Here is a 15209-nt window from a genome sequence, read left to right on the forward strand (position 1 = left end):
ATATACGTATGAAATCATTTAGTGGATGTTATAAAAAAAGGCGTGATTAATCACGCCTTTTTAAGTGAATTTTATTGAGTTTTATTTTTTAATTATTTTAAAATTTTCGTTTGTTCTTGATCCTGTGATTTTTACAAAATAAATTCCTGCAGGACTATTAGAAGCATTCCAAATTATAGGTTTGGAGCTACTTGACCCTTCCATTTCAAAAACTTTTTGTCCTACCATATTGAAGATTTGAGCACTTACTTTTTCATCTTCGGTATTTTTAAGGGCAAAATAGAATTCATCAGTTGAAGGATTAGGCCAAACCGCGGTAATCACCTCTGTCTCAACGGTTGCTAAACTTTGAGGGTCCGTTTGGTCAGAAATTCCAGAGGGAGCTATTTCTACAGCGGTATCCCCAGTGGAACCACTATCGACAGTTCCAAAAATCTGAAATATTTGATCCTCAGGAGCACCTCCAAAAACAAGGTTGGTAGGAACCCAATCTACAGCGCCAGTACCAAACAAGTCTGCGGTATCCCTAAATAAATTGCTATTTCCAATTAGCCCTGCCTGTGTAAACCAGAACCACTGTGTTTCGTTTGGAAAGAAATTTAGATTGGCATATACAGAAAGCCAATAGGTTCCAGATTCCAACACCACTTGTTCTGGAAGATCCAAGCCAAGATTTGTATTAGTAGGTGCGGTAACAGGCGCTATTGCACCACTGTCATATACCACAGCTCCTGGGAAACCTCCGTTATCTTCATAAATAACCACAGTTGCACTGGTCAAAGAGGGACTGTTATTTGCCCCGCCAAAAGCTAAAATGCTATTTACGGTCCATTGACTTCCTTCTGGAACAATGAAATCATCTGCTGACTGCAATAACGCTCCACCAAAATCAGGAATCAACTGTGATGGTGTGCTGCTGGTTGAGACATTATTTTGCTCATAAATTGGAAACTCTGTCAGCGTTACTGTAAACCCTTCCGCAACTTGTTCTCTACCAGATGTTGCAATTAAGCCAATGGCTGCGGAACCTTCTGAATCTGGTGCGAAAGACAATGAAATGATATCGCCATCAAGAACTGCTGTCACCAAATCTGGGTTGGAATTGGTAAGCTCAATGGAAATTGGTCTTCCCCTAGAATTAACAAATAGATCTTTTACATTCACTTCTTTGTCTGGACTGTTTAAGGGTAAAACCAAATCAGGAAGCAAATAAGCCGTACTCAATTTTGCTTCTGGCGAGCGTGATGCATAGAACTGGGCGTTATATACACCATTTCCATGCGCGGCCACAGCAACAAACCCGTCTTCTCTTGTTCTAACTTGGGGGACAACAACATTACCAACAATGGCAGGTTCGCGGTACCAGCGTGTGCGATCACCATTTAGGTAAAAAGAGGCATACAGTCCAGTACTTGTTCCGGCAAAATAAATATTGTTGTTTCCACTAATGGCAAACCATCGAACAGATGGGCCGTTCCCTGTACCATCTTTATTTTGCTCTAGGTTACCACTGATGCTTTCCCAAGTATCTCCTCCGTTTTTACTCATAAAAATACTCTTAATGTTGTAGTTGGAGAAAACCGCAAAAACGCGATTGGAATTTGTTGGGTCTACATAAATCTGATTAATGTTACCGGTAGGAAGTCCTTTTCCCGAAGAGATATCCACGGGTACCTGGTCATCTATGTTTGCATTTTCCACCTTAAAGATCATACCACTGGATGTGCCGTAATACAATCTGTTGGCAACTGGGAATTTAGAAATGTCCAAACCTGTGATTAAGGAACCATCAGGGGTGGCCGTTTGTGTTTGTTCTGCCCAGTTTACAGAAGTTGGTGCGTTTGAGAACAAAGGAATTTCATCTAAATTATTATTACGCCACATACGATCGCCCGCGGGCATATACATTATATTGTCATTGATAGGATCAAGAACAAAAGGAGCTACAAAGTCAAATCCACTTGCGCCGGCAGGCTGCACCCTGGTGAAGGACACAAACTCACCAGCTTCATCAAAATTAAAACGAAAGACAACACCAAACTGCGCCGAAACGTATCGGGTAAGGCCGCCATCTGCTATGGCATTGTAAGAACCGTCACCACCAAAATCTTCGACCCATGGATCACTTTTGTTTGTAGAATTAGTGAACCATGTTCCGTTGTCCTGAAAACCAGCAACGATATCCCTGCTATTCCCTTCAGGATCTATAGCAATGGCATATGGCTGGGTAGTAATATAGCTGTTGTTCAATGAAGTCCAGCTAACGGGTTCAGTGGTTATGGATATATCTTCTGTGACTTGCACCCCACCATCATTAGCTGAAATAGCCTTATTTGGATTGGAAGGTAAAAAAACCAAGTTGTGCTGATCTGGATGATGATTTGGGTAGAGTCCAAAACTATCACTGAAAATTGTATAGCCGCCGATCCAGCCTTCAAACCCGGTAGGAGTTGTAAAGCCAGTGGTAGACCTATAAAGATTAGTGCCTCCTAAGAATACCAAGTCGGGATTTGTTGGGTGTACCTTAATTATCATATTATACGCCCCTTGAAGATTTAAGTCTCCAGCAAGTCCTCCAATATTAGTAGGAAGGTTTGCTGTTAAATCCACCCATTGTTCTTCTGGTGTGGCAGCATCTGCTTGATATCTCCAAAGAAATGCCTCACCAGCATTACTTAGGTCATAAGAAAAGAAAAAGACACGATTTTCATCTGAGGGATCATAGGCCATGACCGTTCTTCCAAAAGAAGGGAATAAGCCCGCTGGAGTAATATTGGTCCAAGTGTCTCCATCTTGTGAGGTGTAAAAACCGGCATTTTCGCCTCCAAAAATATCTACAGTACCATATATGGTCCCGTTAGGAGTGATAATAACTTCAGTTTGACTGTCAAATCCACTGGGCAGAACTTCCTCAAAAGATCGCGCTCCATTTTCTGATCGAAACAAGCCATCAAAAGTAGCTGCATAGACATCGCCATTTTTAGGATCTACGGCAATGCTGTTGATCAAATCAAAAGAGGTAATGGAAGTGACATCATTATCAGAAGTATTTCGCATTCTGAACCAACTTCTTCCATTATTATAAGACTTATATATTCCAGAACCTTGATAGAATGCTCCGGGCGCTCCGGCTGAGTTTCCATAACGTTCCCCTGAAGCATAGTACCAAACATTTTGGCGATTCTTTCTTGGGTCCTGAACAATGCCCGTAATACTTGGGTTCTGCCATTTTCTGGTAACCCTTCTCCAGGATTCCCCAGCGTTTGTAGAACGCCAAAGCCCTCCAGAAACGCCACCGGCCAAAATGGTGTTTTCGTTTCTTCTATCAATGGCCAAGGCTCTTGTTCTTCCACCTACATTGGCAGGGCCTCTACCTCTAAAATAGAAAAATCTCTTCTTTGAAGCTTCTCCACCATAGGTTTTTGACATTTGTTGTTGAATGTCCGTTGAGTCAATTTTCCCAGAGAACTCTGCGGCCCTCTCAAGAATGTTTTCCGGAATTGTTTTGGTAAAAGGATCTTGTACCTGTCTAAACTCATATTCCAATCTATCCATGGCACGGTCGCCGACTGCTTTTGGCTTTGCGCCAACAGGGCCTGTTTTACTGTCGTAAAGTTTGGACTTTTTGTAAAGATCGTGCCCTTTTTTGGGGGCATCATCATGAGTTTTTTTCAAGTTTTGTGCTTGAACTCCTGTAAAAATGAAGAGGAAAATGGTAAAAAAAGAAAATAGGGGTTTAGTGCGTAGTCGTTTTTTCATATAGTTGAGATTAAATGAATTAGCCTTTCAATATAACAAAAAATTAAAGTATTGTTAAAATATTCCTACAAGAATCGATGAAATACGCTGTTAACCAAATGCAAATAAGAGTATTAAAGACTTTTGAATCATTCTTAGAGTTGGTTTTTTGATCAAAACCTTTGTTGTTGTGGATAATTGCGTAAAATTTGTGGCATGAGAACTTTGGTAATAGGTGATGTTCATTCAGGCGTAAAAGCGCTGGAGCAACTAATGGATTTGGCTGCGGTTGATCAAGATGACCACCTAATTTTTTTAGGAGACTATGTTGATGGATGGAGCACGGCAGTGGAGACGATAGATTTCTTGATAGCATTAAAAGCCAGCCATAACTGCACCTTTATAAGGGGAAACCATGATGAGCTTTGTAAGGACTGGTTGCTGACCCAGGAAGATAATCCACAATGGTTGGCCCACGGAGGCATAGCAACTAGAAATTCATACATGAGGGCGAAAAGAGATACTTGGGATGCACATCTTAGGTTTTATGATGAGCTACAGAATTATTATCTAGGTTCTGGTAATAGACTATACCTACATGCCGGATATACCAACCTAAAGGGAGTTGAATTTGAATATTTTGACCAATTGTTTTATTGGGATAGAACGCTATGGGAATTGGCGAGAGCACTAAATCCAAAGTTAAAACCTGATGATGACAACTTTCCAAAAAGGTTGACCCACTATAAAGAGATTTTTATTGGGCATACGCCACTGTCAAAAACAGAAACGACTGTACCAAAAAGAGGAGCCAATGTATGGAATGTAGATACGGGCGCAGCATTTATGGGCGCCTTGACCATGATGGATGTAGAAACCAAGCAGTTTTGGCAAAGTGATCCGGTGCATACTTTTTATCCTAGAGAAAAGGGCAGAAACTAACACAATAGCACAGTTTATTGGATTTTAATAAAGACCTTTACCAAAAACTATAGTATGTCATTAAAAAATATTCGGTTAGAGGTTATGCAAGCCATAGAACCAAAAGTACAGGGCTTTATGGATTCGTTTCTTATACCCATAGAAGAGATATGGCAACCGAGTGATTTTTTACCAGATTCTCAGAACGACAATTTCTTTGCGGAGACCGAACAGATTAGAGAGGAAGCAAAAGAATTGGGATATGACTTTTGGGTAACTTTAGTTGCCGATACCATTACAGAAGAAGCCTTGCCCACATATGAATCTTGGTTGATGGATGTTGAAGGGATAGACCAACATAGCGGTAAGGAAAATGGTTGGAGCAAATGGGTGAGGGCTTGGACAGCAGAGGAAAACAGACATGGAGATGTACTGAACAAGTATCTGTACCTATCTGGACGGGTTAATATGAGAGAGGTTGAAATTACCACCCAACATTTAATATCTGACGGTTTTGATATAGGCACAGATAGGGATCCATACAAGAACTTTGTTTATACCACATTTCAAGAGTTGGCCACCAATATTTCCCATAAAAGAGTCGGTAAGATGGCACGTCAAAAAGGAAATGGTTTACTGAGCAAAATGTGCAATATAATTGCAGGGGATGAGATGCGGCACCATTTGGCCTATCGGGAATTTGTGAAGACAATTATGGGACAGGACCCTAATGGAATAATAGAAGCTTTCGCCGATATGATGAAGAAGAAGATTGTAATGCCAGCACACTTTTTAAGGGAATCTGGAGAAAGCATAGGAACTGCCTTTGAGCAATTTTCGGATTGTGCCCAGCGTCTTGGCGTATATACAGCTCAGGATTACATTGAAATTTTAAAGAAATTAAACGATTACTGGGAAGTAGGAAATATAAGAGGACTTTCTGAACAAGCCGAAAAGGCCCGTGAGTATTTAATGAAACTTCCGGAAAGACTTCAAAGAATCTCTGAGCGAATGCAGTTTAGCCAGGACCAATATAAGTTCAAATGGGTCCAAGCAAATGGGATGTTATAAAAAAAGGCCAATTGGCCTTTTTTTTGTCTAGAAGACTAAATCAGAATTTCCCTGCCTTATGCTTTATCTGCCATTTGGATAAATCCTTCCATTGACCTTCATATGCCATTTTTGCTTGCATGGGCCATGATGCAGGATCATGGATTCTATATCTGCTCCCTCCAGAATTAAGTACTTCTTGGCATTTAATAGTGGAAGCTTCAGATAGTGCTTTCCAAGTTTTAATTCCGAAGTTATGAAACAACCCTTCAATTTTAGGGCCAATACCTTCAACTATTTTTAGGTCATCTTGTTTTATTCTTTTGCCCATGGCCGCTTTTGCAGCTGTCATATCAAATATCATGGCCACAGGTGCATTTGTATCCAAAGAAGCTGCAGGTATAGCTGCTTCTTTTTGGCCGCCCGCATTCGAAAGCTTTTTGTTACATGCGGCAAGATCAGCCTTTAGTTTTGCATTTTCCGTTTCTAGTTTATTGGTATCTGAAGAGGTGTCAATAACGGAGACATCCTTGCTTTTTCCAATAAGATAACCTAGAACTCCCGAAATGATTCCGACCAATGCTGGAATAATCCAGCACCATATATTTAGATTTTCAAAATTCATTTTCTATTATTTTATAGTTAAGTATTTAGTTTACGATTGAAGGCTCCTCCACTGTTGTTGAAATATTGTAGGCAATAGGTCCCCAGAAAACTCCTTTGTTGGGAATCATATCTTCTTTTAGCTTTCCCATCGTATTGATTTGTTCAGATGGAATGCCATTAAGCACTAAATGGTTTTTAACAGAATGGGCCCTTGCCAATCCCAAAGTGGAAAAAGAAGAATGGTTTTCTTCTTTATCTGAATAAAAACCAGTAAGATCAATTGTTTTCTGATTGTTGGAGCTTAAATAATCTTTAAGGCTGAAAATGCCATTTTTTAGTTCACCTGAAATTGGCATTAAAAAGGATGGACTAGATTCGTTGAAGTTAAAATTTTCATTTGCTTCAAATGAATAATCGCCATCGTTAACCAAAAAAGGATAAGTTGGAAGTGTTGTTATTGATTGTGGGGTTATAGCTGCTTCTTGATTGCTGGCAATCCTACATTCACTGCAAAGATCCACGTAGAGAAATGTTCCAATAATGACGACAGCAAGTATCCCCAGTAAATAGGCGGTCTTTCTTGTCATTAGTAAATGATTTTAGTGATTAGAACAGCAAAGTATTAAAAAAATGCTAAAATAAATGGTTTAACTTAAAGAATCTGAGAGGATTAGAACGTAGGGCGTATAAAATGGCAAGGATTTTAAAAACAGAAGATGTACCAAAAAATGCCAATCATACACTTTTTAAGACCAATGATAATATAGCGGTTAATATGTAAAAGAAATATTCTGAACTTAGATAAATATTAGGTAAGAAACCCTATTTCTCCCGACAAAGTTCCGGCACTGAAATGGGGTTTAATTTAAGTTTGAGTTAGTTAAGTTGGTTTTAAAGACCGCCAATTCTAAGTTCATCGGGAATGGCGGCCTTTTCTTTTTTACAAGTCAAATTTTATACCTTGAGCCAGAGGTAATTCTGTAGTATAGTTAATTGTATTGGTCTGTCTACGCATATAGATTTTCCATGCATCTGAGCCACTTTCGCGACCACCGCCCGTCTCTTTTTCTCCTCCAAAGGCCCCACCTATTTCAGCACCTGATGTTCCAATATTTACATTAGCAATACCACAATCACTACCCCAAGCAGATAGAAAACGCTCAGCCTCACGAAGATTGTTTGTCATTATAGCTGAGGAAAGACCTTGGACCACACCATTTTGAATGGCAATGGCATTTTCAACATCTCCAGAATATTTTAATAAATATAATACAGGGGCAAAAGTCTCATGTTGTACAATTTCGAAATTATTCTGAGCTTCAGCGATGGCAGGTTTTACATAACAACCACTTTCGTAGCCTTCACCTTCTAGAACCCCTCCTTCTACAATAATTTTCCCTCCTTCAGCGACTACTTTCTCCAATGCTTTCTTATACATGGAGACAGCATCAGTATCGATTAAAGGACCAACATGATTGTTTTCATCTAAAGGATTTCCAATTCGCAACTGTTTGTAGGCAGCTACAACAGCATCTTTAACTTTATCATAGATTGAATCATGAATAATTAACCTTCTTGTTGAGGTACATCGCTGTCCTGCTGTTCCCACAGCACCAAAAACAGCACCAATAACGGTCATTTTAATATCAGCATCTGGAGTAACAATAATGGCGTTGTTGCCTCCAAGCTCCAACAAGGATTTTCCTAACCTTGCCGCCACTGCTTGAGCAACTATTTTTCCCATACGAATAGACCCAGTGGCAGATACCAAAGGAATTCTATTGTCTTGGGTCATCATTTCACCAACTTTGTAATCCCCATTTATTAGACATGAAATGCCTTCTGGCAAATTATTTGCCTTAAAGACTTCAGCAGCTATATTTTGGCAGGCAATACCGCACATAGGAGTTTTTTCAGATGGCTTCCAAACACATACGTCACCACAAATCCAAGCTAGGGCCGTGTTCCAAGCCCAAACGGCAACAGGGAAATTGAAAGCGGAAATAATGCCTACCACTCCTAAAGAATGATACTGTTCGTACATTCTATGTCCTGGGCGTTCCGAATGCATGGTCAATCCATGTAATTGTCTTGATAGACCTACTGCAAAATCACAGATATCTATCATTTCTTGAACTTCGCCCAATCCTTCCTGATAAGACTTTCCCATTTCATAGGATACCAGTTTGCCCAACGGTTCCTTAAGCTCTCGTAATTTTTCGCCAAACTGTCTTACGATTTCTCCTCTTTGAGGAGCGGGCATCATGCGCCATTCTTTGAATGACGAAGTAGCGGTTTCCATCACTTTTTCATAATCTGATGGAGACGTGGTTTTTACCTTCCCAATAAGGGCTCCGTCCACGGGAGAAAAAGAAGATATTACCTCACCCGAGCCAAAGTTTTTTGACCCAGTGGACGTACCTTCATTTATTTCCGTTAACCCAAGTTGTTTTAGGGCTTCATTTATTCCAAAAGCAGTTGCAATTTTTGACATTTATAACTTTTTATACGTGTATTGTTATATTTTTCAAAACTACGAATAATCCTGATGTGGTCAAGCGAAGATTTCCTAAAGGAAATAATGTAATAAGAGGAATGTAATTCCAAGTAGTGCAGGAAGTGCTTGGACTGTGAATATTTTTTTTGATGCTGTTGCTGCACCATAGATTCCGGCAATTGCCACACAGCCAAGAAAAAAAAGCGAGACATAAACCTGCCATGATGAATCCTGTATGAGCAGGGACCAAACAAGCCCCGCTGCTAAAAACCCATTATAAAGACCTTGGTTTGCTGCTAAGGTCTTAGTGGGTTCAAACAAATCTTCTGGAAAACTGCGGAATACTTTCTTGGCTTTGGTGGTCCAGGCAAACATCTCTAACCATAAAAAGTAAAAATGTAGGATGGCTACCACTACTATAATAAATTTTGCTGCTAGTAACATAATTAATCTTTTGCTATAAATCGTTCATCAACTGGCATAATTGTTCCACAATTATTGCAAGTGCGCAATTCTTCGGAACTATAAAAGTGCTTAAAATGACTTAAAAAATCTTTCTCAATATCATGTAGTGTAAAATAAGCTTCATACAGCTTGTGGTTGCAGTTGTCACAAAACCACAATAAGCCATCATCCACGTTCATATCCGCTCTTTTTCGCTCCACCACTAAACCAATAGATCCTTCATGCCGCACTGGTGAATGTGGTACTTTAGCTGGGTGCAGGTACATATCGCCCGGACCCAGTTTCATGGTCTTTTTTTGTCTATCCTCTTGAATATGAATTTCAATGTTTCCTTCAAGTTGGTAAAAAAGCTCTTCGGTCTCGTTATAATGATAATCTTTACGGGCATTGGGGCCTGCAACAATCATCACTATATAGTCTCCCGCATCTTTATATAAATTTCTGTTGCCTACCGGGGGTTTTAGAGAGTCCCGGTTTTCTTCTATCCATTTGTTAAGATTAAAAGGTGCCTGAATAGCCATTGCAAAGATTTTAGGAAAGGTATAAAAAACCTTTATTGGAACATAGGGTTTAACAAAAAAGACCTGCGCAGCGCGCAGGTCTTTACCAAATACAATATCTAAAATCTAATAAAACAGTCTTATTCCACTTTCATGAAAATCTGTGTAAAGTAAGGTCTGCCATCTTTATCCAATGTAATACTTAATGTGGTGTGGGTGTATCCTCCTTCAATGGCTTCTTTATGGGAGGCACTCTCTATCCAACCATCAAATACTAACTGTGCGGTTGTATAGTACCTTGCAACATTCTCTCCTACATCTACGGCTCCTGTTTCCAGGGCTATTTTTGAGGCTCTGGATTGAAAATTGTCATGACTAAGTTTTTTCTGTGCGATCATATAATTGTTATGCTCTTCTGCGTATTGATAAGATGTACTGTTAGATTGTAATTTACTTGCTCCTATTGATACTCTGTAATCATTAATCAAGCCAAGTACCTCTGTTTCCATTTCTGATGGATTAATAACGGCCTTTTCGTTTTCCAGAAGGGCCTCTTCAAATTTTTCTTCTTCAACAGAAGATGTTTTACTGCACATGCTTAATATCACCACAGATATTGCAACTAAAAAAGTGTAATATATTTTTTTCATTTCCGGGGGCAATAGTAGAGATGTGTTCTATGCATCTCAAGTGTTCTAGAGGCTAAACTAGAGGGCAGGAGCTCTGATGCCATAAAATCTCCATGTGATTGCTAATTAATCCGATGACTTGTAGAATTTGGCAAAATATACTGCTTTTTGACACCTTGGTAATTCCCATTTATCGGAAAAAAGGCACCTTTTGTATGAAGAAGTGATATGATCTAAATGAACAGAAATACCATTTTATGAATGGAGGAACCAAACTTAAATTTCATCAGATTGATTTTCTTTTTCCTGCAGTACTAGAGCAAAAACAAAAGCGCCAATTTCCTTTACAGGTTCGTAAAAAATGGATTCTTTTTTTGTGTCCTCGTTGATAAAGTTTAAGGAAGAAGTAAGTCGGTCAAAGAATACAAGCAGTGCGCCAATGATTATGGCAACTTTTAAGGCCCCAAAAACGCCTCCGGCAATTTTGTTCAAAAGCCCGAGCATGGCAAAGTCAGCTATTTTGGTCAAGAATTTCCCTGCAAAATGTACCAACAGGACAATCCCAAAAAAAGTAACCAGAAAAGCAGTGATTTTCAAATATCGTTCACTCCAATTCATGTTCTCCGCCAGATAATCTGAGGTGATGTAAGAAAAATGTATGGCTCCGTAAATACCAGCTATTAAAGCCACAAGAGATGCTATTTCTACAAAAAGCCCATTTTTAAGGCCTTTATATAGGCCCCAAACCAAAAGTATCCCTATAACAATATCCAAGAAGCTCATAAATGGATTTTTAACAAATATAGGATATTGATTTGTACCTTTGAGCTTCCTAAAAAAGCACATGTCTAGAGACGAAAAACTTAAGGAACGTTGGGAACTGCTGGTAGAAAAACTATCGAGTCAATTTGCAGATGGAGACCCTTTAGAAATAGATGGTATTATCTATTTGGTCGGGGTACAGGAATTAGGAAATTTTCATAGAAGCTTTAAAAAAGATGAAAAGGTCAATTTAATGCATATTGCCATTTGTAGATTGTTGGAACCATATGGCTATTATGATTTTGATTTTTTTGATGATGATGGTTGGCCACATTATAAAATTAAGGAGCAATTACCTCCTTTAAAAGCGGGAGAGCAATCAGTTTTAATGAAAGAAGCTTTGGTAAACTACTTTATAGAAAAACAATATATATACTAAAATGGAACTTCAAAAACCATATTACGCGGTAATTTTTACAAGTACCAGAACAGAGGGAGATAATGGTTATGGACAGATGGCTGATGAAATGGAAAGCCTGGCAAGGCAACAACCGGGTTTTTTAGATGTTGAAAGTGCAAGGGACGGACTTGGAATTACCATTAGTTACTGGGAAAGCCTGGAAGCTATAGCCAATTGGAAAGCAAATATGGACCATAGGGTTGCACAGAGAAATGGAATTAAGGAATGGTATTCTTGGTACAAGGTTAGAGTATGTTTGGTAGAACGTGAGTATGATTTTGATCGGAACAAAAAGTAGTGCCGTGGGGTTACTTTGATTTCCGCCTAAAGTAAATTTTGAAAGCAACTTATAAAAGGTTTTTGGCTTTAGTTTAAAGTTGAGTTTTTAGAAAAAGAATATGGGTCTGTCAACCAGATTTAATGTAAACTTAATCATACCAATGATGTAAACGTTTACATTTTTATGTAATTTTGATGTTTGCCCTTAATTAATTGCGAAACGTATGAAAGAGAACATTAAATTTTCAAACTTAGACAGGAAACACACGATTCAAGAGGTTACCAAGGAAACGTTTGATTTAGTTGTTATTGGGGGTGGAATTACTGGAGGTGGAATTGCATTGGATGCGGCTTCTAGAGGAATGAAGGTAGCCCTATTGGAAAAAGGAGATTTTGCTTCAGGCACAAGTAGTAAATCAACCAAATTGATTCATGGTGGTCTTAGATATCTAAAGCAGTTTGATTTTTGGTTGGTGAAGGAAGTAGGTTCAGAAAGGGCAATAGTGCACAAACTAGCACCTCATTTAGTACTTCCTGAAAAAATGTTGTTACCATTAATTGAAGGAGGGTCTTATGGTAAATGGCTAACTTCCATTGGGCTAAAAGTATATGATATTCTTGCCCAAGTTACAGGAGATGACAAAAGACAGATGCTGGAAAAAAAAGAGGCGATGAAACTGGAGCCTCTTTTGCCTAAAAAGATATTGAACGGTGCCGGATATTACGCAGAGTATAGAACGGACGATGCCAGACTGACCATGGAAAATATAAAGACCAGTTTACAGTATGGCGCCAAAGCCTTGAACTATGCCAAGGTCATCGATTTTATTTATAAAGATGAAAAGGTAGCAGGGGTAAAAGCAAAGGATGAGGTTTCTGGTGATGAGTTCACAATAAAATCAAAGTATGTAATTAGTGCCGCAGGTCCTTGGGTAGATGAATTGCGCAGTGTGAACAATTCTAAAAAAGGAAAGCGTCTTCATTTGACCAAAGGAGTTCATTTAGTTTTTCCAAGAGAAAAACTCCCGGTAAAGCAATCTGTGTATTTTGATGTTCCTGATGGCCGAATGATGTTTGCCATACCAAGAGGAAAAATAACTTATGTTGGTACTACAGATACCAATTTCAACTTAGATAAGGATAATATCAAAACCGATTTGGCAGATGCGATCTATTTAATTTCCGCGGTCAATAATATGTTTCCAAATATTAATTTGGAGATGGAAGATATTATTTCTTCATGGGCCGGGCTGCGCCCGTTGATACACGAAGAAGGAAAATCTGCATCGGAACTATCCAGAAAGGATGAAATCTTTACTTCAGATACGGGGCTCTTCAGCATTGCTGGCGGTAAGTTGACAGGATATCGTAAAATGGCGGAACGTGTTGTCAACAGGATTGCCAAGAAAATGGAGGAAGATGATGGCACTAAAATACCAGAATGTACCACGGATAAGATTCCACTTTGCGGAAGCGATTTTAAAAAATACAAGCACGTTAAAAAGTACATTGATGAAATCTTTGAACGCATTAAAAAAGATGGTTTCACTGAGTATGACGCTTGGTATTTGGTAACCAACTATGGAAAACAAACTGAGACTGTTTTAGAGAACTATTCCGCACTTCGAAACAAAGACGTTTATCTTAGAATGATTCGTGCCGAAGTACAGTTTGCCATAGCCCATGAAATGGTCTTGAACCCAATGGATTTCTTTATTAGAAGAACGGGGAGACTGTATTTTGATATTGACAGTATCAGAAAGTATATGGAACCTATCCAGGAAGAATTCAAAAAAGCATTTGGATATAGTGAGGAACAACTTCAATCTTTTAAAGAAAAGATGGACGAAGAACTAGAATCGCACTCCAATTTTTCATTGGAGCGCGTTTAATGTTATAGCCCGGTCATTTCTTGCGCCCAACCAATAATTAGGTTGATGGTGCCCTCGTCCCACTTACCTTCTTCTCCTTCAAAAGAGTTTTTTGGACTTTCATGTATTGTGTTCCAGTGATCCAAACCAGGATACTCGTGCAATACATGATCTTGATGTCCATTTCTTTCCAAGACCTCAATTATCATTTTATTGTCAAAAGAAGACATAATCCAATCGTAGGTCCCCCTTAAAATTCTTACCGGGACATTTAATTTTTCCCATTGCCCAGCTAAATTAATGTCTTGTAACTGTTGGTAGTATTGAACAGGTCTTCCATACATATGGGCCGCAGAATGGTAATTGTATTCCGCAAGCGCGGGATATTCGTTGACCACTTCTTGGTAGGTTTTCTTTTGAATCAACATACCGTAATAAAGAGGAATATAGTATTTGTTCATTTTTTCAACGATTTGGGATTCGTTATTTCCCTGAAACTGGAGGATACGCCGTTCAATTTCTAGCATATGCTCGTACCATGTTTTAAAAAATGTACCATCTGAGATTACTCCTGCAAGGTTAAATTCGTTCGCCAAGAGAGGTGCTAAAGCACTTCCCATACTGGAACCATAAACAACGATTTTGGATGTATCCACATAGGGTTTCGTTTTCAAGTTTTTAATGGCCGCTCTATACCCTTCAAGGTCAGTTAAAAAATCAGATTGGCCACAATCACCTTCGCTATCCCCAACACCGGGTTTTTCTATTCTCATAACTACCATCCCAGATTTTCCCACCAAATCTTTTATGGTCTGTACCCAATTTCCTTTTCTGCCAGGATATGTCTCAATACTGGAGCAGCTCAATCCCCCGATTAAGACTATCGCTGGTTGTTTGCCTTTCTTTGTAGGCTTGGTAATAATTGTTCTTTGTGTAATCCCATACGTACTTGTTACCTCCTCATAAAAAGTGTCGAGTCCGTTATGCCTTTCTTTTTCCAACGGATTAAACCGAACCATTGCCTCAACGGTTCTCGCATTCCTAAGTGCTTTTATTTTTGTGGAACTATTTCCCCGAAGCCCATAGGAGACTTCGGTCCAAATCTCGTCATTCGCGACTAAAATATCGTTTACTTCAATGATAATGTCATTGGGTAAAAAACCGGCTTTTTTAAGGGGGCTGTTCTGGTTTATTTCTGTAATTGTTGCTCCCGGCCGTATTCCATCCGGAGCTTTTATCTTGGCCTCCCAAGAACTCCTTCGTCCTAAGATTTGGCCTTCTAAACTGAAAACCGTTAAAAGTGTAAGAATAATGATAAGAAATAACTTGTTTTTTGATTTCATGAAGATGATTTAAGTTTTCTTTAAAATTAGATTGCCTATTTTTAGGTAAAGGAGAATTTATACGTAGCTAGTGGTATTTTATGCCAAT

At 39.0% G+C, this 15209-nt stretch carries 14 protein-coding genes; 5 read left to right on the top strand and 9 right to left on the bottom strand.

What is annotated here, in order from left to right; all coding sequences use genetic code 11:
- Window positions 1-81: 81 nt before the first annotated feature.
- Window positions 82-3759: a T9SS type A sorting domain-containing protein gene (locus tag DKG77_RS04280; RefSeq protein WP_109660510.1), complete on the bottom strand. Its 3678-nt coding sequence runs from the start codon at window positions 3757-3759 to the stop codon at window positions 82-84.
- Between the two features lie 195 nt (window positions 3760-3954).
- Between DKG77_RS04280 and DKG77_RS04285 the strand changes: the two genes are divergently transcribed.
- Both DKG77_RS04285 and DKG77_RS04290 read left to right on the top strand, forming a co-directional pair.
- Window positions 3955-4680 carry a metallophosphoesterase gene (locus DKG77_RS04285; protein ID WP_109660512.1) on the top strand — a complete coding sequence of 242 codons (726 nt, stop codon included), beginning with the start codon at window positions 3955-3957 and terminating at the stop codon, window positions 4678-4680.
- Window positions 4681-4734: 54 nt separating this feature from the next.
- A complete protein-coding gene (locus DKG77_RS04290; RefSeq protein WP_109660514.1) occupies window positions 4735-5730 on the top strand; it encodes an acyl-ACP desaturase in 996 nt (331 codons plus the stop codon).
- A 40-nt stretch (window positions 5731-5770) separates the two neighbouring features.
- Here the strand turns inward: DKG77_RS04290 and DKG77_RS04295 are convergent, their stop codons facing one another.
- From DKG77_RS04295 to DKG77_RS04325, 7 genes are all read right to left on the bottom strand, one after another.
- Entirely contained in the window at window positions 5771-6334 is a 564-nt protein-coding gene (locus DKG77_RS04295) for a hypothetical protein (RefSeq protein ID WP_109660516.1), read from the bottom strand.
- A gap of 25 nt (window positions 6335-6359) precedes the next feature.
- Window positions 6360-6902, bottom strand: a complete 543-nt coding sequence (locus tag DKG77_RS04300) for an OmpA family protein (RefSeq protein WP_109660518.1) — start codon at window positions 6900-6902, stop codon at window positions 6360-6362.
- A 353-nt stretch (window positions 6903-7255) separates the two neighbouring features.
- On the bottom strand, window positions 7256-8809 hold the full coding sequence (gene amaB, locus DKG77_RS04305; protein ID WP_109660520.1) for an L-piperidine-6-carboxylate dehydrogenase: 1554 nt from the start codon (window positions 8807-8809) through the stop codon (window positions 7256-7258).
- Window positions 8810-8884: 75 nt separating this feature from the next.
- Window positions 8885-9256, bottom strand: coding sequence for a DUF1304 domain-containing protein (locus tag DKG77_RS04310; protein ID WP_109660523.1), 372 nt, complete (start codon window positions 9254-9256; stop codon window positions 8885-8887).
- A 2-nt stretch (window positions 9257-9258) separates the two neighbouring features.
- Entirely contained in the window at window positions 9259-9798 is a 540-nt protein-coding gene (locus DKG77_RS04315) for a 3-hydroxyanthranilate 3,4-dioxygenase (protein WP_109660525.1), read from the bottom strand.
- A 119-nt stretch (window positions 9799-9917) separates the two neighbouring features.
- A complete protein-coding gene (locus DKG77_RS04320; protein ID WP_109660527.1) occupies window positions 9918-10427 on the bottom strand; it encodes a CAP domain-containing protein in 510 nt (169 codons plus the stop codon).
- A 255-nt stretch (window positions 10428-10682) separates the two neighbouring features.
- On the bottom strand, window positions 10683-11189 hold the full coding sequence (locus DKG77_RS04325) for a CvpA family protein (RefSeq protein ID WP_109661432.1): 507 nt from the start codon (window positions 11187-11189) through the stop codon (window positions 10683-10685).
- A gap of 61 nt (window positions 11190-11250) precedes the next feature.
- Here DKG77_RS04325 and DKG77_RS04330 point away from each other — a divergent pair, with 61 nt between their 5' ends.
- From DKG77_RS04330 to DKG77_RS04340, 3 genes are all read left to right on the top strand, one after another.
- A complete protein-coding gene (locus tag DKG77_RS04330; RefSeq protein ID WP_109660529.1) occupies window positions 11251-11607 on the top strand; it encodes a hypothetical protein in 357 nt (118 codons plus the stop codon).
- Between the two features lies 1 nt (window position 11608).
- Window positions 11609-11926, top strand: coding sequence for an antibiotic biosynthesis monooxygenase family protein (locus DKG77_RS04335; protein ID WP_109660532.1), 318 nt, complete (start codon window positions 11609-11611; stop codon window positions 11924-11926).
- A gap of 205 nt (window positions 11927-12131) precedes the next feature.
- Window positions 12132-13799 carry a glycerol-3-phosphate dehydrogenase/oxidase gene (locus DKG77_RS04340; RefSeq protein ID WP_109660534.1) on the top strand — a complete coding sequence of 556 codons (1668 nt, stop codon included), beginning with the start codon at window positions 12132-12134 and terminating at the stop codon, window positions 13797-13799.
- A 2-nt stretch (window positions 13800-13801) separates the two neighbouring features.
- Here DKG77_RS04340 and DKG77_RS04345 read toward each other — a convergent pair whose 3' ends face one another.
- On the bottom strand, window positions 13802-15121 hold the full coding sequence (locus DKG77_RS04345; RefSeq protein ID WP_109660536.1) for a serine aminopeptidase domain-containing protein: 1320 nt from the start codon (window positions 15119-15121) through the stop codon (window positions 13802-13804).
- Between the last annotated feature and the right edge of the window lie 88 nt (window positions 15122-15209).

This window comes from Flagellimonas aquimarina, assembly GCF_003149745.1.
GTDB classification, from domain to species: Bacteria; Bacteroidota; Bacteroidia; order Flavobacteriales; family Flavobacteriaceae; genus Flagellimonas; species Flagellimonas aquimarina.